General features: G+C 72.2%; 16 protein-coding genes and 1 pseudogene. 14 read left to right on the top strand and 3 right to left on the bottom strand.

The window, feature by feature from the left end:
* The 9 genes and pseudogenes from ABZ924_RS34580 to ABZ924_RS34540 all read left to right on the top strand — a co-directional run.
* Positions 1 to 267: pseudogene (locus tag ABZ924_RS34580) on the top strand (L-lysine 6-monooxygenase); the annotation flags it as partial.
* A complete protein-coding gene (locus ABZ924_RS34575; RefSeq protein WP_361918997.1) occupies positions 264 to 1568 on the top strand; it encodes an ATP-grasp domain-containing protein in 1305 nt (434 codons plus the stop codon). The pseudogene ABZ924_RS34580 and the gene ABZ924_RS34575, both read left to right, overlap by 4 nt.
* Before the next feature lie 32 nt (positions 1569 to 1600).
* Entirely contained in the window at positions 1601 to 2809 is a 1209-nt protein-coding gene (locus ABZ924_RS34570; protein WP_361918995.1) for an acyl-CoA dehydrogenase family protein, read from the top strand.
* 55 nt (positions 2810 to 2864) lie between these two features.
* Positions 2865 to 4586 (top strand): tryptophan 2-C-methyltransferase, encoded by a 1722-nt coding sequence (tsrT, locus tag ABZ924_RS34565; RefSeq protein WP_361918993.1) that lies wholly within the window; start codon positions 2865 to 2867, stop codon positions 4584 to 4586.
* A 353-nt stretch (positions 4587 to 4939) separates the two neighbouring features.
* Positions 4940 to 5569 carry a response regulator transcription factor gene (locus tag ABZ924_RS34560; protein ID WP_361918991.1) on the top strand — a complete coding sequence of 210 codons (630 nt, stop codon included), beginning with the start codon at positions 4940 to 4942 and terminating at the stop codon, positions 5567 to 5569.
* Positions 5570 to 5714: 145 nt separating this feature from the next.
* Positions 5715 to 6269, top strand: a complete 555-nt coding sequence (locus ABZ924_RS34555; protein WP_361918989.1) for a cupin domain-containing protein — start codon at positions 5715 to 5717, stop codon at positions 6267 to 6269.
* The gene (locus tag ABZ924_RS34550; protein ID WP_361919003.1) at positions 6263 to 6589 is read left to right on the top strand and encodes a hypothetical protein; all 327 of its coding nucleotides are present in this window, start codon (positions 6263 to 6265) and stop codon (positions 6587 to 6589) included. The genes ABZ924_RS34555 and ABZ924_RS34550 overlap by 7 nt, the downstream gene beginning before the upstream one ends.
* Entirely contained in the window at positions 6586 to 7962 is a 1377-nt protein-coding gene (locus ABZ924_RS34545) for an FAD-binding oxidoreductase (RefSeq protein ID WP_361918988.1), read from the top strand. The genes ABZ924_RS34550 and ABZ924_RS34545 overlap by 4 nt, the downstream gene beginning before the upstream one ends.
* Before the next feature lie 177 nt (positions 7963 to 8139).
* On the top strand, positions 8140 to 8625 hold the full coding sequence (locus tag ABZ924_RS34540) for an ATP-binding protein (protein WP_361918986.1): 486 nt from the start codon (positions 8140 to 8142) through the stop codon (positions 8623 to 8625).
* Between the two features lie 43 nt (positions 8626 to 8668).
* Here the strand turns inward: ABZ924_RS34540 and ABZ924_RS34535 are convergent, their stop codons facing one another.
* Together ABZ924_RS34535 and ABZ924_RS34530 are read right to left on the bottom strand one after the other, a co-directional pair.
* A complete protein-coding gene (locus ABZ924_RS34535; protein ID WP_361918984.1) occupies positions 8669 to 9532 on the bottom strand; it encodes a SigB/SigF/SigG family RNA polymerase sigma factor in 864 nt (287 codons plus the stop codon).
* A gap of 153 nt (positions 9533 to 9685) precedes the next feature.
* Complete coding sequence (locus ABZ924_RS34530; RefSeq protein ID WP_361918982.1) at positions 9686 to 10876, bottom strand: AI-2E family transporter; 1191 nt, start codon at positions 10874 to 10876, stop codon at positions 9686 to 9688.
* Between the two features lie 276 nt (positions 10877 to 11152).
* Here ABZ924_RS34530 and ABZ924_RS34525 point away from each other — a divergent pair, with 276 nt between their 5' ends.
* The 4 genes from ABZ924_RS34525 (at position 11153) to ABZ924_RS34510 (ending at position 15024) form a co-directional block, all read left to right on the top strand.
* Positions 11153 to 11689, top strand: coding sequence for a type 1 glutamine amidotransferase domain-containing protein (locus ABZ924_RS34525; RefSeq protein ID WP_361918980.1), 537 nt, complete (start codon positions 11153 to 11155; stop codon positions 11687 to 11689).
* Positions 11686 to 12765, top strand: a complete 1080-nt coding sequence (locus ABZ924_RS34520; protein WP_361918979.1) for a glutamate--cysteine ligase — start codon at positions 11686 to 11688, stop codon at positions 12763 to 12765. The genes ABZ924_RS34525 and ABZ924_RS34520 overlap by 4 nt, the downstream gene beginning before the upstream one ends.
* A gap of 170 nt (positions 12766 to 12935) precedes the next feature.
* Positions 12936 to 14645, top strand: a complete 1710-nt coding sequence (gene ctaD / locus ABZ924_RS34515; RefSeq protein ID WP_361918977.1) for a cytochrome c oxidase subunit I — start codon at positions 12936 to 12938, stop codon at positions 14643 to 14645.
* Positions 14635 to 15024 (top strand): cytochrome c oxidase subunit 4, encoded by a 390-nt coding sequence (locus ABZ924_RS34510; RefSeq protein WP_361918975.1) that lies wholly within the window; start codon positions 14635 to 14637, stop codon positions 15022 to 15024. Before ctaD ends, ABZ924_RS34510 begins: the two co-directional genes overlap by 11 nt.
* 69 nt (positions 15025 to 15093) lie before the next feature.
* Here the strand turns inward: ABZ924_RS34510 and ABZ924_RS34505 are convergent, their stop codons facing one another.
* Positions 15094 to 16803, bottom strand: a complete 1710-nt coding sequence (locus ABZ924_RS34505) for a ubiquinol-cytochrome c reductase cytochrome b subunit (protein WP_361919001.1) — start codon at positions 16801 to 16803, stop codon at positions 15094 to 15096.
* A 259-nt stretch (positions 16804 to 17062) separates the two neighbouring features.
* On the opposite strand from ABZ924_RS34505, the gene ABZ924_RS34500 reads away from it, so the two are divergent.
* Positions 17063 to 17806, top strand: a complete 744-nt coding sequence (locus ABZ924_RS34500; protein WP_361918999.1) for a VOC family protein — start codon at positions 17063 to 17065, stop codon at positions 17804 to 17806.
* Positions 17807 to 18336: the final 530 nt, after the last annotated feature.

Here is an 18336-nt window from a genome sequence, read left to right as displayed (position 1 = left end):
CTGGGTACGGGTTTCGATCCGCGCAAGCCGGAGCTGGTCCGTGATCTGGCGGCCCGGCTGGGTCTGGACGAGGAGGTGCAGGTCGGCCGGAACTACCGGGTGGACCTGGGGGAGTCGGCCTGGGGTGCGGTCTATCTGCAGGGCGTGAACGAGGAGACCCACGGGATCGCGGATTCGCTGATCAGCGTGCTGGCGAACCGTTCGCAGGACATCCTCGACGACCTCCTCGCCCGCCGCGCCACCACCGAAACCCGGAGCGCCCGATGACCGAGGAATCCCGCCCGGGCACGCTGCTCGTCATCGGCAGCGGACTGAAGGTGTACCGCGAGTACCTCGTCGCACCCATCCGCCGGCGCGCCCTCGCCGCCGGACTGGAGATGGTGCTGGTCAACAACCTCAAGCCCACCTGGCAGCGCGAGTACTTCGACGAGATCGCCGTCGCCAACGTCTTCGACACCGAGGCGCTGAACGCGGCCGCCCGCGAGGTGGCCGCCCGCCGCCGCATCGTCGGCCTCATGTGCTGGGACGAGCCCCTCGTCCTCGACGCCGGCCTGCTCGCCGCCGAGTTCGGTGTGCCGGGGCTGTCCGTGCCCGGCGTTCGCGGCTGCCGCGACAAGCAGCGCACCCGCGCAGAGCTCACCGCCGCGGGCCTGCACCAGCCCGGCTTCGCCCTGACCACGACCGTGGCCCAGGCCAAGGCCGCCGCCGCCCGCATCGGATACCCCGTGGTCCTCAAGCCCCGGGCCATGGGCGCCAGCATCGGCGTCGTCTTCGCCGCCGACGAGGCCGAGCTGGAGACGGCGTTCCGCATCGCCCTGTCCGCGAGCGAGGTCGACCCCGGCCCCTACCGGGCGAGCGCCATCGTCGAGGGATACGCGCCCGGTCCGGAGATCAGCGTCGACGGCGCCGTCCACAAGGGCGAGTACCTCCCGATGTTCGTGGCCCGCAAGCACAGCAGCGACGAGCCGTACTTCGAGGAGGTCGGGCACCTGGTCGACGCGGCCGACCCGCTGATGCAGGACCGCGAGCTGATGGACACCCTGGCCCGGGCCCACCGCGCCCTCGGCATCGAGGACGGCATCACCCACAGCGAGATCCGGCTCACCGACCGCGGGCCGCTGGTCATCGAGATCAACGGCCGGCTGGGCGGCGACCTGATCCCCTTCCTCGGCAGGACCGCGACCGGCATCGAACCCGGCGAGGTGCTCTTCGACGTCGCCACCGGGCAGCGCCCCGACACCCGCCCCACCCGGCGGGCCGTCGCCGGCATCCGCTTCGGCTACCCGGAGCGCGACTGCCTGCTGAAGAAGGTGACCGTGCCGGCCGAGGCGCCGGGCCTGGTAGCCGCGGCCCCCATGGCGGAACCCGGCACCGTGCTGAGGCTGCCGCCCGGCGGATACCTGGCACGCCACTCCTTCGTGGTGTGCGAGGCCGTCGACACCCGCACCTGCTCGGACCGCCTCGATGCCGCGGCGGCCCTGGTCGAACTCGAAGCGGAGCCGATCGGCCCGCCGCGGGCGGACGCTCCGTTCGCCATGCCGGCCGGCCTGCTCGACGTGGACGAATGACCGGCACCAGCCACCACCACGAGGGGGAACACATGACCACCTGGACTCCGAGCGCCCCGGCGCCCGAGACCGCCGAAGAGATCCTGGCCCGCGCCAAGGCGCTGGCCCCGCAGCTGCGGGAGCGCGCACCGGAGATCGAGCAGACGGGCCACCTGCCCGCGGACGTCGTGGACATGCTGCGCGACACCGGCGTCTTCCGGATGAGCTTCGGCCGCGACTTCGGCGGCCCCGAGCTGACCTCGATGCAGCAGACGGAGGTCGTCGAGGCACTGGCCTACGGGGACGCCTCCGCCGGCTGGTGCGCGGCGATCGGCTCCATGAGCGGGGCGATCAGCAACTTCCTGGAGCCGGCGACCGCCAAGGAGGTCTTCACGGACCTCGACACGATCACCGCCGGCCTCATCTTCCCCACCGGCCACGCCGAGCGGGTCCCCGGCGGATTCCGGCTCACCGGCCGCTGGTCCTTCGGCAGCGGGATCCACCACAGCGGCTGGGTGACCTCCGGGGCCTTCATCTACCAGGACGGCAAGCCCTGGGCGAGCCCGGACGGCAGCAACTCCCACGCCTCACGCCAGTTCCTGGTCCCCCGCGACCGGGTGGAGCTGATCGACAACTGGGACACCACGGGCCTGCGGGGCAGCGGCAGCTGCGACTACACGATCACCGACGTGTTCGTCCCGGAGGAGCACACCTACACCTTCTTCAACGTGAAGGGCCGGCCGGGCCCGCTCGCCCAGCCGGACTCCTTCATGCGCAACCTCTGCGGAGTACCGCTCGGAGTGGCCCGCGCCGCCCTGGACCACACCAGGGAGACGGTCCAGAAGCGCGTCGACCGCATGACGAACACGCCCTGGTCGGACATCTTCCGGGTCCAGGTGACGATCGCCGAGTGCGAGGCGGACTTCCACGCCACCCGCAGCGGCGTGTACGCGAGCGCGCAGCGCCAGTGGGAGGCCCTGGCCGGCGGCGGCACCCCGGACGACCTCACCCCGGACGAGCGTGCCTCGTACTCGCTGGCCTGGGTGCACGCCTTCCGCACCTCGCGCTCGATCGTCAACCGGCTCTACGACCTGCTGCAGACCTGGTCGATCAACCGGACGTCGCCGATGGACCGCTGGATGCGCGACACCGCGACCATGCGCCAGCACGTCGCCGCCTCCGACCTGCTCCTGGAATCGGGCGGCGCCTACCTGCTGGGCCGCCCGCCCAAGTTCCGCATGAGCCTCGGCCTGGTCAAGTAGGGGCGCGACCCGCCCGCCAGGCCGTTCACACGCCCACCACGGGGGAGGAGATCCGATGGGCCGAGGTCTCGTACTACTGGTCAATCCCAACAAGGTGCACCCGCCGATCGCACCGTACGCACTCGACGTGCTCACCACCGCGCTGGAAGCCGCCGACTTCGAGGTGGAGGTGCTCGACCTCACCTTCCACCGGGAGGACTGGAAGACCTGCCTCACCGAGTACTTCGCACAGCGCGGCCCCCTGCTCGTCGGGGTCACGATCCGCAACACGGACACCGTGTACGCCTTCGAGCAGCGCCCGTTCGTCGGCGAGCACAAGGAGATCATCACCGAGATCAGGCGGCTGACCGAGGCGCCGATCGTCGGCGGAGGCATCGGATTCTCCTCCATGCCGTTCGCCCTGGTCGACTACTTCGGCATCGACTTCGGGGTCAAGGGCCCCGGCGAGCAGATCATCTGCGACCTCGCCGACGCCCTGGTCACCGGACGCGACCCCGGCACGGTGCCGGGCCTCATCCGCAACACCCCGCAGGGCGTGACCCGGGTCCCGCCGCCGGTCCTCCTGCCGGCGCCGCGGCGGCCGGCACCCCTGCTGCCCGGCGGCCAGTTCGAGGACCGGGTCTGGCAGGTGGAGCGGACCGGGACGTACGTCCGCCGCTCCGGGGCGCCGCACAAGGTCGACAACCTGCTGTACTACCGGCGCGGCGGGCTCGCCGGGATCCTCACCAAGAACGGCTGCACCTACCGCTGCTCGCACTGCGTCGAGCCGGACGCCAAGGGCACGAGCTTCGGCCGGCGCGACGTCGCCGCCGTCGTCGACGAGATGGAGTCCCTCGCCGCGCAGGGGATCCTCGACCAGCACACCACCGACAGCGAGTTCAACCTCTCGATCTCCCACGCGAAGAACGTGCTGCGCGAGATCGTCCGGCGCAAGCACGCCGATGCGGGCAACCCGCTGAACGGGCTGCGGCTGTGGGTGTACTGCCAGCCCTCCCCGTTCGACGAGGAGTTCGCCGAGCTCCTCGCCGCCGCGGGCTGCAAGGGCGTGAACGTGGGCTCCGACCACATACGCGAGGACATGCTGCACGGGTGGAAGGTGACGGGGAAGGGCACCACCTACTACACCTTCGCCGACACGGAGAAACTGGTCCGGCTGTGCCACGCCCACGGCATGCTGACCATGGTCGAGGCACTGTTCGGCATGCCCGGCGAGACGGCGCAGACCATCCGCGAGTGCGTCGAGGCCTTCATGGCGCTGGACGCCACCGTCACCGGGTTCTCGCTCGGGCTGCGGCTGTTCCCGTACACGCCGATGGGCATCGCCCTGGCCGAGCAGTGCGACGGGGTGCGGACCGTGCCCGGACTGCAGTCGAACACGGCCACCGAACCCATCGTCCTCAAACCGCTGGCCCAGTGCTCCGGGCCCGTGGAGTACGAACGCCAGTTCATGTTCGACGAGGCGGGCAACTTCCGCCTGGTCTGCTACTTCTCGCCGGACCTGCCGGAGGACGCGGAGACGCTCGCCGACCCTTCGGGGCGGTGGAGCCGGTCCGTGGAGCTGCTCTGGGAGCTCGTCGACCCTTCCGACCACCACCGGGTGATGCTGCCCACGCTGTCGGGGTCCAGCGAGCACGACAACAACTATGCCGACAACCCTTTCCTGAGCAGTCTGAGCGGACTCGGCTACACCGGAGCATTCTGGTCGCATTGGCGCGATCGAGAGGCGATTTTGCGCCAGGCTCGCGACACCGGAGTGCTGGACCCGGCCGACCCCTGATGTGCCACGAATCAAAATGTTTGAAACGTATGAAGTGGGCCGCGAAAGCTCGAATGGCGATGCCGCCGCGGACATACCTATCGCGCCACTTCGGTATCCCCCCTGACCATTGCGGTGTGCCTGGGCTCTGCACCATTCTGGTACCGGCCGGCCGGCATGGGCCGCCGCTGGGGAAACCGTCCGGGGGGTAGGAATCAATGAATCAGACAGCGAACATCAAGGGGTTACGCTGGCCGCTCTCGTCACACGGAGAGCCGTATAGAGCTCTGGCCGGCCGACGCCCCGAAGGGGGCGGGGTACTCGTCGGCAGGCCCGCCGCCACGGCGACCGCCACCACCGCCGCCGTCACCGTCGTGCTGGCCGACTCGCAGCCTGCGATTCGCCACGGCGTCCGCTCCGTCCTGGAGCGGTCCGGGGGGATCTCCGTCGTCGGCGAAGCCGCCACGACGGACGAGGTGATCGCGGAAACGTCCCGCTGCAGGCCCCATGTCCTGGTCGTCGACCCGGGCATGGACGAGTCCGTCGGAATGCGGGTGATAACCCAGGTATTGCGTCTGCGGCCGGAAACGGGCGTACTCGTGTTCAGCTCCGTCGACGATGACAAGGTGATCACCTCTGCCCTGCAGGCGGGGGCCCGAGGCTATCTCTTCAAGCGGGCGGACGCCGACCGGATCGTCCGTGGCATCCAGGCCGTGGCGGCCGGCGAGGCCATCGTCGACAAGTCGATCGCCAATCGGCTCGGCACGCTGATCTGCCCGGCGACCGGCCAGTACTACTACCCCTTTCCCCAGCTCACCAACCGCGAACGCGACGTCTTGGAACGCATCGCGGCGGGGAAGTCGAATGCGGCCATCGCCCGCGAACTCGTCCTGGCCTCGAAGACCGTCAGCAACCGGGTCTCCGTGATATTCGCCAAACTCGGCGTGGCCGACCGCTCACAGGCCATCGTCCTCGCCCGTGACGCGGGCCTCGGCCAAGGCTGAACCGCAATTCCCTGCCCGCGCCGCCGGGCGCGCCCCCTTCCCTTTCGACAGGGGAACGCTTCCCCTGTCGAAAGGGAAACTCCCGCTCCTAACCTGATCGACGTCACCGCCGCCGCAAGGAAACGAAACCGATCGGAGCGGAACGTTGACCGACAGGGAAAACACCCGAAAGAACACCCGGAAGAAGACCGGAGAGAACGCACCACCATACATCCGGAGAACCGGCGCGAAAACCGGACCCGAAAAGGACGCCGATGCCGACGTCACCGTCCGCAGGGGCGAGCCCGACCGACTCGTCCGCGACCACGGACTGGACCTCGGGATGCTGATGCCGTGGCCCGGACTGAACGCCCCGTTCCGCGGCGCCTGGTGCGTCCTGCGCCCGGGCGACGTGACGGAGACGCACGCCCACCGCGAACGCGAGCTGTTCATCGTCATGGCCGGCCGCGCCGACATGGTCTGCAACGGCCGCCGCCACGCACTCCAGGCCGGCGACCTCGCCGTCATGCGCGGCGGCATCGAGCACCACATCGTCAACGAACACGACGAGGACTTCTCCTACTACGCGATCTGGTGGGGCCGCGACATGTCCGCCGAATTCCTCGCCCAGACCGCCGAGACGGCCGAGACCGCCGGGACGGCCGAGACCGCCGAGACGGCTGAGACCGCCGGGACGGCCGAACCGGAGCCGGCATCGTGATCGACTACGACGGCCGGAGGTTCCGCAAACCCCACGGCGACGCCCGTACCGTCGCCGTCTACCACCAGCAGGGCGACCTGGTCTGGGGCGAGGTCGCCGGGGGCGCGGTGCGGCGCGGCTGGACCGCAGGCACCTGCGGACCGGACGGAACGCTCTCCATGGGCTACACGCTCGTGTTCGCGACGGGCGAGGTGGTCTGCGGACGCACAGTCAACACGCCAGAGGTCGCCGAAGACGGCCGCCTGCGGCTCCGCGAGGTCTGGGAGCGCTACGGCCCGCACGCCGCGACCGGGATTTCCTACATAGAAGAGGTTCGGTGAACGGCGCATCCGAGGCGGACTGGCAGCGACTGGAAGAGCTCGCCCGGGGCCGGGTCCTGCGGCCCGGCGCAGCCGGATTCCACGCGTCCAGCGCCGCGTTCAACAAGCGGTACAGCTCCACCACGCCCGGCGGGGTCCTCCGCGCGGCCGACGCCGACGACATCCGGACCGCCCTGGCCTGGGCCCGCGACACCGGCACCGCCCTCGTCGCCCGAAGCGGCGGCCACAGCTACGCCGGATACTCCGCGGGGACCGGCCTCGTCGTCGACCTCGGGGCGCTCGACCGGGTGACCGCCGACGGCTCCACCGGGCTCGTCACCGCGGCCGGCGGCGCGCGCATGGCCGATGTGTACGCCGCGATCCGGCCCCACGAGATGGCGTTCGCCCTCGGCAACGGCGCCTCGGTCGGCATCGCCGGCCTCACCCTCGGCGGCGGCACCTCCTCCACCTCCCGCACCCTCGGACTCACCGCGGACGCCCTCGTCAGCACCACCCTGATGACCGCCGACGGCGAGGTGCTGACCTGCGACGCCGACCACCATCCGGACCTGTTCTGGGCCTGCCGCGGCGGCGGGGGCGGCAACTTCGGCATCAACCTGTCCTTCACCTTCCGCGCCACCGCCGTCGCGGACGTCTCCACCTGCCTGCTGCTGTGGGAAGCAGCAAAGGCGCCCGAGGTGTTCGCCGCCCTGCAGGACCTCGCCCTGCGGGCCCCCGACGCCCTGGCGCTGCGGCTCGGCATCAGCGCCGCCGACGGCTCGGACCCGGTGGTCTCGGCCGTCGGCCTGCACCTCGGCCCCGCGAGCGAACTGCGCGAACTCCTCGCCCCGGCCCTCGCCGCGACCCGCCCCGTCCGCACGGACATCGCCGACCGCACCTTCTGGGAGGCCAAGGACTACCTGCTGCACGAGACGTCCGCCGGCGCGTTCGCCGTACGCACCGGCTTCGCCGCGCAGCCGCTGCCCCCCGAGGCCCTGACCGCCGTCCTCGCCAGGCTCGCCCGCCGGCCCGGCGGCGACAACCCCGACGGCAGCGGTCTCGCCCTGTACACCTGGGGCGGGGCGATCGGCCGGGTGGACCCCGCGGCCACCGCGTTCGTCCACCGCGACGCCTTCGGCCTGGTCAGCATGGACACCTCCTGGGGCGAGCACGACAGCCCGCGGACCGTGGAGGCGAACCTGCGCTGGCTGGCCGAGCTGCGGGAGGAGCTCGCACCCCACCTGACCGGGGCGGCGTACCAGAACTTCATCGACCCGGACCTGTCGGACTGGCGCACCGCGTACTACGGTGCGAACTACCCGCGCCTGGTGGAGATCAAGAAAAGGGTCGACCCGGACGGCTTCTTCACCTTCGGACAGGCCATCGGCAGCTGAGGGCGGGGCCGGCCCGTCCGGGTGCCGTCAAGCCGGTGAATTTTCTCGCCCGTGCCGGGTAGGCGGGCGGGGAACGGACAAGACGCAGAGCAGGAGACGAGGCACCATGGTGCGGCGGTTCTCGTTCCGGGCGACCGCGACGGAGGCCGGGCCCACCGGCGGCGCGGGGGAGAAGCCGTGACCGAGCAGATCCGCAGGCTGGCCCTCGACGGCGAGACCGCCGGAGTCGTCACGCGCTGCCGCGACTTCACACGCCGTGCGCTCGCCGACTGGCACTGGATCGCGGACCTCGACGGCGCCCCCCACTCCGGCGTCCCGCACGTGCCCGTGCCGGACTGCCCCGACTGCCCGGAGGCCGCCGAGGACGTCCTGCTGATGGTCTCCGAAATGGTCAGCAACGCCTGCCTGCACGCGGGCGGCCCCCGTGAATTCGTCCTGCGCCTCGCCCCCGGCGGGCTGCGCATGGAGGTCGGCGACGGGAGCCCCGAGCCCCCCCGTCGCCGAACGGCCGCCGATCCCGCCCTCCCGGGCGGACACGGCCTGCTGGTCCTGGAGCGGCTCGCCCGCAGCTGGGGCTGGGAGCCCTACGCCGACGGGCGGACCGGCAAGAAGGTGTGGGCGGAGGTCCCCTCACCACTCGCCCGGCCGAAAAGCCCCCGTTGAGCCGAACGGCCCCAGGAGCCCTCAGGCCCCTGAAGCCGGGCTCTCATTCCCGAGAGGCGTGCGGCTCCTGCTGCCCGTTCTCCGTAGGAGGATCCTCCAACAGGCTCGCCCGCAGCGTGGCCAGGGTCCGGCTGAGCAGCCGCGACACGTGCATCTGGGACAGCCCGAGCCGGTCGCCGATCTCCGACTGGGTCAGCTCGCCCCCGAAGCGCAGCGACAGCAGGGTCCGCTCGCGCGGGGGCAGTGCCGCCAGCGCCGGCTTGAGGGCCTCCAGGCACTCGATGCGGTCGTAGGCCGCCTCGTCCTCGCCGAGCGAGGGCCGCTCGGCGTACGCGTGCCGGTCGCCGTCCTCGCGCGCCGGCGCGTCCAGCGAGCGCGCGGAGTACGCGTGCGCCGCCTTCTGCCCTTCGGCGAGCTCCTCTGCCGTGAGGTGCAGGTGGTCGGCCAGCTCGGTGTCCGTCGGCTCGCGGCCGAGACCCTGCTCCAGGGCGTCGTGCGCCTTCGCGGCGTCGATCCGCAGCTCCTGCAGCCGCCGGGGCACCCGGACGGCCCAGCTGGTGTCACGGAAGAACCGTTTGATCTCACCGACGATCGTCGGCAGTGCGAAGGTCGTGAATTCCACTCCCCGGTCGGGGTCGAACCGGTTGATGGCCTTGATCAGGCCGATCGTCCCGACCTGGACGATGTCCTCCATCGGCTCGCTGCGGCCGCGGAAGCGCCGGGCTGCGTACTTCACCAGGCTGAGGTTCAGCTCGACGAGGGTGTTGCGCACGTACGAGTACGCGGCGCCGCCCTCGTCCAGCTCGCGCAGCCTGCGGAAAAGGGTCTCCGACAGAGCGCGGGCCTCGCCGGTGCTCACACTCAGCGTGTCCTGCGGGATTCCCTCGGTGACCTCGGTGTGCCTCATGTCGGCTCCTCCGACGGATGGTCGCGCCACACGGGCGTGCGGCGCGGCCGTCTCGTGAGCTTTTCAGTGATATACCCGGACAGACGGCACACGAAGCGAACCTCCGGCGCACGAAGCGAACCCCGGCCACGGCGCGCCGCGCGTGCGGCCCGGTCAGGGCCCGGGAGCCGTGCGCCGCAGGGACTGCCGCACCGACCACACCACGGACACCAGCGGTACGGCCACCACCGCGCCCAGCACCCCCGCCGCGATGGCCCCCGCGACCACGGACAGCGCCACCACCACCGGGTGCAGCTGCACCGCCCAGCTCATCAGCAGCGGGTGCAGCACATGCCCCTCGATCTGCCCGATGACGACGATCAGCACGATCACCAGCCCCGCGACCAGCGGCCCCTTGGCCGCCAGCGCGACGATCACCGCCACGGCCAGCGCCACCGGCGACCCGATGAGCGGGATGAAGGCGGCGAAGAACTCCAGCAGCGCCAGCGGCACCGCCAGCGGCACACCCAGCGCGTACAGCGCGATGCCCACGAGCAGGGCGTTCGTCGCGGCCACCAGCACGATGCCGCGGGTGTAGCCGGTGAACGTCCGCCACGCGGCCCGGCCCGCGACCGCCAGCCGCGGCTGCACGCTCCGCGGGAACTGCGCACACACCCACGTCCACTGCCGATCGCCCGAGGCGATGAAGAAGACCGAGCAGAACAGCGCCAGCGCCAGCACCGTCAGCGCCCGCACCACCTGCCCTGCACCGGTCACCGCGGTGTTGACCAGGTCCGCGCGGTGGGACGACAGGTACGCGCCGACGCGGTCGCGCAACCCGGTCAGCGCATGCGGATCCAGCAGCGGCGCCCGCTCCACCAGCGGCTGGAGCCGGTCCAGCCCCTGCCGGAACTCCGCCACCAGGGAGTCCCACTCCGCGGCCACCGTCTCGCCGACGAAGGCCAGCGCGCCCAGCAGCAGCACGATCGAGCCGATCAGCGCCGCGGCCACCGCGAGCGGCCGCGGCAGCCACCGGTCCAGCAGATCGGCCACCGGCCGCAGCAGGGCCGACACCACCAGCCCGACGAAGACGGCCACGCCGACCTCGTGGAACCGGCCCAGCACCATGAACACCGTGTACACGACCGCGCCGATCACCAGCAGCCGCCAGGCGTACTCCGAGGCCGTGCGCAGCAGCGGCGACACCGATGCCGCGTACGGGCGCGCCGGCGGCCCGCCGCCGCCCGGCCGGCGCCCGTACGCGCGGGCCCGACGGGCGGCCGCCCGGATCCGGGTCCGGGCGGGGTCCGCCGCGCGCGGGCCGGGCGGGCGGCGCGCCGGCCGCGCCGCGGATCGCCTGCTCATGTACCCCCTCTGCCGATGGCCCGATGGCCCGATGGGTGGGTCTGTCGCCTACGGATGGGTGGGTCTGTCGCCTACGAGGTGCCACACGGGAGCGGGCCGCGCACCCGCCGCCCGGCAGATTCCCCCGAACGAAGCGGCGGATGCCCAGGGTCCGCCTGCCCAGGTTCCGCTTGGCGGCATTCCTGCCATGCTTGAGGTGGAGCGGGGAGGGCAGGCGCAGGAACCCAACAGGAGGCGCCGGCCCGTACCGGCCCCGGACCGAAGGAAGTGACCCAGGTGCGCATCGCGTTTCTGACGGCGCCCGAGGGCGTCGAGGAGGTCGAACTCACCGAGCCCTGGAAGGCCGTCCTCGCCGCCGGGTGGAACCCGGTCCTGGTCTCCACCCGGCCCGGACAGGTCCAGGCGTACCGCCACCTGGACAAGGCCGGCCGCCACACCGTCGACCACGTCCTCGCCGGCGACACGGCGGACGCCTTCGACGCGCTGGTCCTGCCCGGCGGCCTCGCCAACCCGGACGCCCTGCGGACGGACCGGACCGCCGTCGCCTTCGTCCGGAGCTTCTTCGACACCGGCAAACCCGTCGCGGCCATCTGCCACGCACCCTGGACGCTGGTCGAGGCCGACGTCGTACGGGGCCGCACCCTCACCTCCTACCCCAGCGTGGCCACCGACGTCCGCAACGCCGGCGGCACCTGGGTCGACGAGGAGGTCCACGTCTGCCGGGCCGCGCCCGCGACCCTGATCACCAGCCGCAGGCCGGCCGACCTGGACGCCTTCTGCACGGCGCTCACGAAGGAGTTCGGCACGAGATGACCACGGTCGGGGTCGAGGAAGAATACGTCCTGCTGGATCCCCACACCCATCTTCCCGTGGCCCTCGCGGAGGAGGTGCGGGCCAAGGCGGGCCTTGCGACGTGCGTGGACGAGGGCGAGGTGCAGCACGAACTGCTCCAGGCCCAGGTGGAAGTGGCCACCCCCGTGTGCACCGACCTGGAGGAGGTCGGCGGCCACCTCCTGCGGCTGCGCCATGCGGTGGGCACCGCGGCCGAGGAGAACGGCTGCCGCGTCGCCAAGACCGCCACCGCCCCGCTCCGGGCCGGCACGCCGGTCCCGATCACGCAGAACGCCCGCTACCTGAAGATGCGGGAGGAGGCCGGCCGGCTGGTCGACGAGCAGCTCATCTGCGGTATGCACGTGCACGTCGGGGTGCCCGACCGGGAGACGGCCGTGGCCGTGATGAACCGGCTGCGGATCTGGCTGCCGACCCTGCTGGCGATGTCGACCAACTCCCCGATGTGGGACGGGCGCGACACCGGCTTCGGGAGCTGGCGCACCATCGTCTTCGGCCGCTGGCCGGTCAGCGGACCGCCGCCGTTCTTCCGCGGGCTCGCCGACTACGAGAAGCGCATCGAGATGCTGCTGGAGGCGGGCCTGATCGCCGACCGGGGGCAGTTGTACTGGCAGGCCCGGCTCTCCGACCGCTACCCCACCCTGGAAGTGCGCTGCCTCGACGTCCAGCTGGAGGCCGATGACGCGGTCCTCCTCGCCGCCATCGTCCGCGCCTTGGTCAGCACCGCCATCGCGGAGGAGGAGGCCGGGGCCCCACCGGTGGACTGCGCGCCCGAGCTCCTCCAGGCCGCCGTCTGGTACGCGGCGCGCCACGGCCTCGGCGGCACCCTGATGGACCCGCAGGGACACCGGCGCAGCGCCGGGGACGTGCTGTACATGCTGGTCCAGCACATCACGCCCGTCCTGGAGGACTCCGGGGACCTGCGCGAGGTCAGCGCCCTGCTGCACCGGCTGCTCCAGCAGGGCACCCCCGCCGACCGCCAGCGCCGGGCCCTGGCCGAGGGCGGCATGGCGGCCCTCACCGAGTTCATCACCGCATGAGCCGTGCAGCGCCGGGCCGACCGGGTCCGCGGGCTGACCGTTCGGCCGGCCGACCGGGTCCGGCGGGCTGACCGGGTCCCGGCCGGGCCGCCCTGCGGCGCGCCGCACGGCGCGGCGGGCGCGCAGCCTGTAGGCAGGGCACAGGGGCAGTGCTCGGCTCGGGAGGACGGATGGCGTCAGTGGACCGCTCGCCCCACGGGGCGCCCGAAGCACCCGAGGAGCCCCTTCCCGAACGGGCGGCCCGGGCCCGCCGGGTGGAGCAGCGCACCGCCCGGCGCATCGGCCAGGGCTCGACGGTACTGCGCTGGCTGTCGACCACCGACCACAAGGTGATCGGCAACCTCTACCTGGTGACGGCCTTCGCCTTCTTCCTCTTCGCCGGAGTCCTGGCCATGCTCATGCGGGCCGAACTCGCCCGCCCCGGCACGCAGATCCTGTCGAACCAGCAGTACAACGAGCTCTTCACCGTCCACGGCACGGTGATGATGCTGCTGTTCGCCACCCCCACCTTCACGGGCTTCGCCAACGCGGTCATGCCGCTGCAGATCGGCGCGCCCGACGTGGCCTTCCCCCGGATGAACGCCTTCACCTACTGGGTGTACCTCTTCGGCGGGCTGATCGTGGTGTCGGGCTTCCTCACCCCGGACGGCGCCGCCCCGTTCGGCTGGTTCGCCTACGCCCCGCTCAACGGGGCCGCGTACACGCCGGGAATCGGCGGCGACCTGTGGGTCATGGGGCTGGCGGTGGCCGGCCTGAGCACCATCCTCGGCTCGGTCAACTTCATCACCACCATCGTCTGCCTGCGCGCGCCCGGCATGACCCTGTTCCGGATGCCGATCTTCACCTGGAACGTGCTGTTCACCTCGATCCTCGCGCTCCTGGCGTTCCCCGTCCTGACGGCCGCACTGCTGGCGCTGGAGGCGGACCGGAAGTTCGGCGCCCACGTCTTCGACGCGGCCAACGGGGGCGCGCTGCTGTGGCAGCACCTCTTCTGGTTCTTCGGCCACCCCGAGGTCTACATCGTGGCCCTGCCCTTCTTCGGGGTGGTGAGCGAGATCGTGCCCGTCTTCAGCCGCAAGCCCATGTTCGGCTACGTCTCCCTGATCGGCGCCACCATCGCCATCACCGGGCTGTCCGCGACGGTGTGGGCGCACCACATGTTCGCCACGGGCGCCGTGCTGCTCCCGTTCTTCTCCCTGCTGTCGTTCCTCATCGCCGTGCCGACGGGAGTGAAGTTCTTCAACTGGATCGGCACGATGCGGAGCGGCTCGCTCTCCTTCGAGACCCCGATGCTGTGGTCGGTGGGATTCCTCGTCACCTTCCTCCTCGGCGGTCTGACGGGCGTCGTGGTGGCCTCGCCGCCGATGGACTTCCACCTGACGGACAGCTACTTCGTCGTCGCCCACCTGCACTACGTCCTGTTCGGCACCATCGTCTTCGCCACCTTCGCCGGCTTCTACTTCTGGTGGCCCAAGCTCACCGGCCGGATGCTGGACGAACGGCTCGGCAAAATCCACTTCTGGACGCTGTTCATCGGCTTCCAGACCACCTTCCTGGTCCAGCACTGGCTGGGCGAGGCGGGCATGCCCCGCCGGTACGCGGACTACCTGGCCGCCGACGGCTTCACCGTCCTCAACAGCATCTCCAGCATCGGGGCCTTCCTGCTGGGCCTGTCCACCCTGCCCTTCCTCTACAACCTCTGGAAGACCCGGCGGCACGGGGTGCGCGTGACCGTGGACGACCCCTGGGGCTGGGGGCGTTCGCTCGAATGGGCCACCAGCTGCCCGCCGCCCCGGCACAACTTCCACTCCCTGCCCCCGATCCGCTCCGAGTCCCCGGCCTTCGACCTGCACCACCCGGAGGTGGCCCGTGAAAGTTGAGGCCTGGCTGTTCACCGGGACGGCCCTGTTCTTCGCCGTCACCACGGCCGTCTACGCCGCCTTCTCCCCGGAGCCGGCCGGCACCGCCGCCCTGGCGGTGTCCTTCCTGATGACCTCCCTGATCGCGGCGTTCCTGTGGCGCCAGCACCGGCGCGGCGGCGGGCGCCCGGAGGACCGCAAGTCGGGCGAGGTACGGGACGCGGGCGGGCGGCGCGAGTTCTTCCCCGCCGGCACCTACGTCCCCGTCACGGCGGCCGCGGGCAGCGCACTGATCGGTCTCGGCGTGGTCCAGGGCCTGTGGCTGTGCCTCATCGGATTCGGCGTGCTGCTGCCCGGCGTGCTCGGCTTCGCCTTCCGCACACTGGACCATCCGCAGTAGCGGGCCCGGTCCACCGCCGCGGCGGACCGGGAGGCCGAGCCCGCCCCTCAGGAGGCGGGCGCCCGCGGATCAGGGAGCAGGCGCCCCCCGGTCTTCCTCCCCCTCCTCGTCGCCGGCGCCGGACAGCGGCCGGTCCGGCCCCGCCAGGATCGCCCTCGCCTTGCGGCGCTGGCCCGCCGTCTCGGGATACCGGACCCGGTCGGCGTAGTACCAGGCGCTGAGCCCGGCCCGTACCCGCTGCACCAGGTACCGCACCCGCCCGCCCGCGGCCGACCGCTCCGGGCGGTCGGGGCGGTCGAGAGGGTGCGGCCGCTCCCGTACGAGCAGGGCGTAGGTGTCCTCGGCGGTCAGCGGCCGGTGCTCCGGATGGAAGCCGCCGTCGTCGCCCTGGCGGACCAGCCCGGACTCCTCGCCCTCGGCCAGCCGCCCCGCCTCCTGCGCCTGCAGCCCCAGGCACAGCCGGCGCACGGTCCAGAACACCACCACGGGCAGCACGAAGAACGCCACCCGCAGCGCCCAGGTCACCGCCGCCACCGGCACGTCGAAGACGAACGCCACGATGTCCTGGCCGCCCGCGACCAGCAGCACGGCGTAGCAGGACAGGGCCCCCAGCCCCAGCCCGGTGCGCACCGGGCGGTCGCGGGGCCGGTCGCACAGGTGCCGCTCGCCCGTCCCACGGGTGATCCACCGCTCGAAGAACGGGTAGGCGTACAGGACGGTGAACAGCAGCCCGGGCAGCAGCACCCCCGTCACCAGCGGGTTCCAGCTCTGCGTATGGCCGAGGAAGCGGGTCTCCACCCCCGGCATCAGCCGCAGTGCGCCCTCCAGGAACCCGATGTACCAGTCCGGCTGGGACCCCGTGGAGACCAGGTCCGGCCGGTAGGGTCCGTACACCCAGATCGGATTGACCTGCGCCAGCGCCCCCAGCGCGGCCAGTACCCCGAAGACGCAGAAGAACAGCCCCCCGGACTTGGCCACGTACTGCGGGAACATCGGCAGGCCGACCGCATTGCGGCCGGTCCTGCCGCGGCCGGGCCACTGGGTGTGCTTCAGCACGAACACCAGCAGCACGTGCACCGTGATCAGGGCCAGCAGCAGGCCCGGTACGAGCAGGATGTGCAAGGGGTACAGGCGCGACACGATGTCCTGGCCGGGGAACTCACCGCCGAAGGCGAACATGCTCACGTACGTGCCGACCACCGGGATGGACAGCATGATCCCCTGGGCGATGCGCAGTCCGGTGCCCGACAGCAGGTCGTCGGGGAGCGAGTAGCCGGCGAAACCCTCCAGCAGGGCCAGCATGAACAGGGTGACCCCGATGGTCCAGTTCAGCTCGCGCGGCCGCCGGAAGGCGCCGGTGAGGAAGACGCGCAGCAGGTGCGCGCCGATCGCGGCGACGAACACAATGGCCGCCCAGTGGTGGATCTGCCGGACCAGCAGCCCGCCGCGCACGTCGAAGCTGATCCGCAGGGTGGACTCGTAGGCCAGCGACATGCGCGTACCGCGCAGCGGCGCGTACGAGCCCCGGTACACCGCCTCCGCCATGGACGGGTCGAAGAAGAAGGTCAGGTACACCCCGGTCAGCAGCAGCACCACGAAGCTGTACAGGGCCAGCTCGCCGAGGAGGAAGGACCAGTGGTCGGGAAAGACCTTGCGCAGCACCGACCGGGTGAGCTCGGCCAGCGGGAGCCGCTCGTCCAGCCGCTCCGCCGCCCGCCACCCCGCGCGCCGCGGCGGCGTCCGTCTCGGCCCTGGCGGCCCGGCCGGCCCAGGCCCCATGGTCCGTGTCGACGCCGCCACCGCGCACACCTCCCGGAGGGCCGGGCACATGGCCCACAGTATCGACAACGCTACAGAACGCCATATTCCGGGATCAACCGTGACACGACGGTACGGGGCGCATGATGGTGGTGACCGAGTGCCGCCCGACGTGCGAGGCAGCTCTGCCGACGCGACGATGGGCGGGACGAAGGACGGAGCGTGCACCGTGGAGATTTCTACGAGGGAGGTCTTCGGCGCCCCGTGCTGGGTCAGCCTCATGGCCCGCGACCTCCAGCTGATTCAGGAGTTCTACGGCGCGGTGCTGGGCTGGAAGTTCCGGCCCGCGCGCCTCGGCGACGCGTTCACCGTCGCCGAGCTGGAAGGGGTCCCGGTCGCCGGGATCGGGGCGCTGGCCGGCGACCTCGCCGTCGCCGTGACCTGGACGCCGTACTTCGCCGTCGACGACGCGGACGTGACGGCCGACCGCATCCGCGAGCGCAGCGGAACCATCGCGGTCGGACCGGTCTCCTTCGCCTCCGGCGGCCGGGGCGCGGTCGCCGCCGACCGGGACGGCGCGGTCTTCGGGATCTGGGAGGGCGGGGTCTCCGCCGACTGGCGCGTCGGGCGGGGCCCGTCGCCCGCCTGGCTGGAGCTGCGCACGCGGGACGCCTTCGAGGCCGCCATCTTCTACGGCGAGGTGCTGGAGTGGGCCACCGGGCGGCCCGGGTGCTGCGAGGTCGGCTACGAGGACGACCAGGTCGTGCTGCGGCAGGCGGGCGAGCCGGTGGCCCGGCTGAACGGGGGTGTCGCCGACGCGGCGTCGCACGTCCCGGAATCCCGGCCACGGTGGCACGTCTACTTCCGCGTGCCGGATCTGGACGAGGCGATCGACGCGGTGACGGCGGCGGGCGGCACGACCCTGTCCACGATCGTCTCGAGCACGACGGAACGGTGGGTGACGGTCCGAGACCCGGAGGGCGCCATGCTCACCCTCACATCAACCCGCCCCACCCCACCCTGACCCGGCCCTGCCCGTCCCCGGTCGGCCCGGCCCGTCCCCGGTCGGCCCGGCCCGGCCCCGGTGGGCCCTGCCCCGCCCGGCCCCGGTGGGCCCGGCCCTGCCCTGCCCCGCCCGTCCGCGGTGGGCCCGGCCCTGCCCGGCCCCGGTCGACCCTGCGCCGGTCGGCCCGGCCCGGCCCGGCCTTGCCCTGCTCGGCTCGGCCCCCGGTCGGCCGGCCCTGCCCGGTCGGCCCGGCCCAGTCCCGCCCGGTCGGCTCGGCCCCGGTCGGCCGGCCTCCAGTTGGCCCGGCTCGCCTTGGTGTCCCGGCTGGGCCCCGGCCGGCCCGGCCGCCGCTTGGCCCGGCTTGCCTTGGTGTCCCGGCTCGGTCCGGCCGTACGTGGGCCTCCGCGGCGGGGGCCGCGCGCCGACCCTCCCTGCCCGGTCGGTGCTACCGGCCAGCCACTGCCCTCGCTGTCGCGCGGGGGTCGGCAAAATCCAGCCTCGCCGGCGTTTGAGGCGCGGGGTCTGGGGCGGAGCCCCAGTAACCCCTG

Source organism: Streptomyces sp. NPDC046876 (assembly GCF_040645035.1).
Taxonomy (GTDB): Bacteria; Actinomycetota; Actinomycetes; order Streptomycetales; family Streptomycetaceae; genus Streptomyces.
Note: the sequence above shows the minus strand (reverse complement) of the source record. Positions and strands in the feature narration are given on the sequence as shown.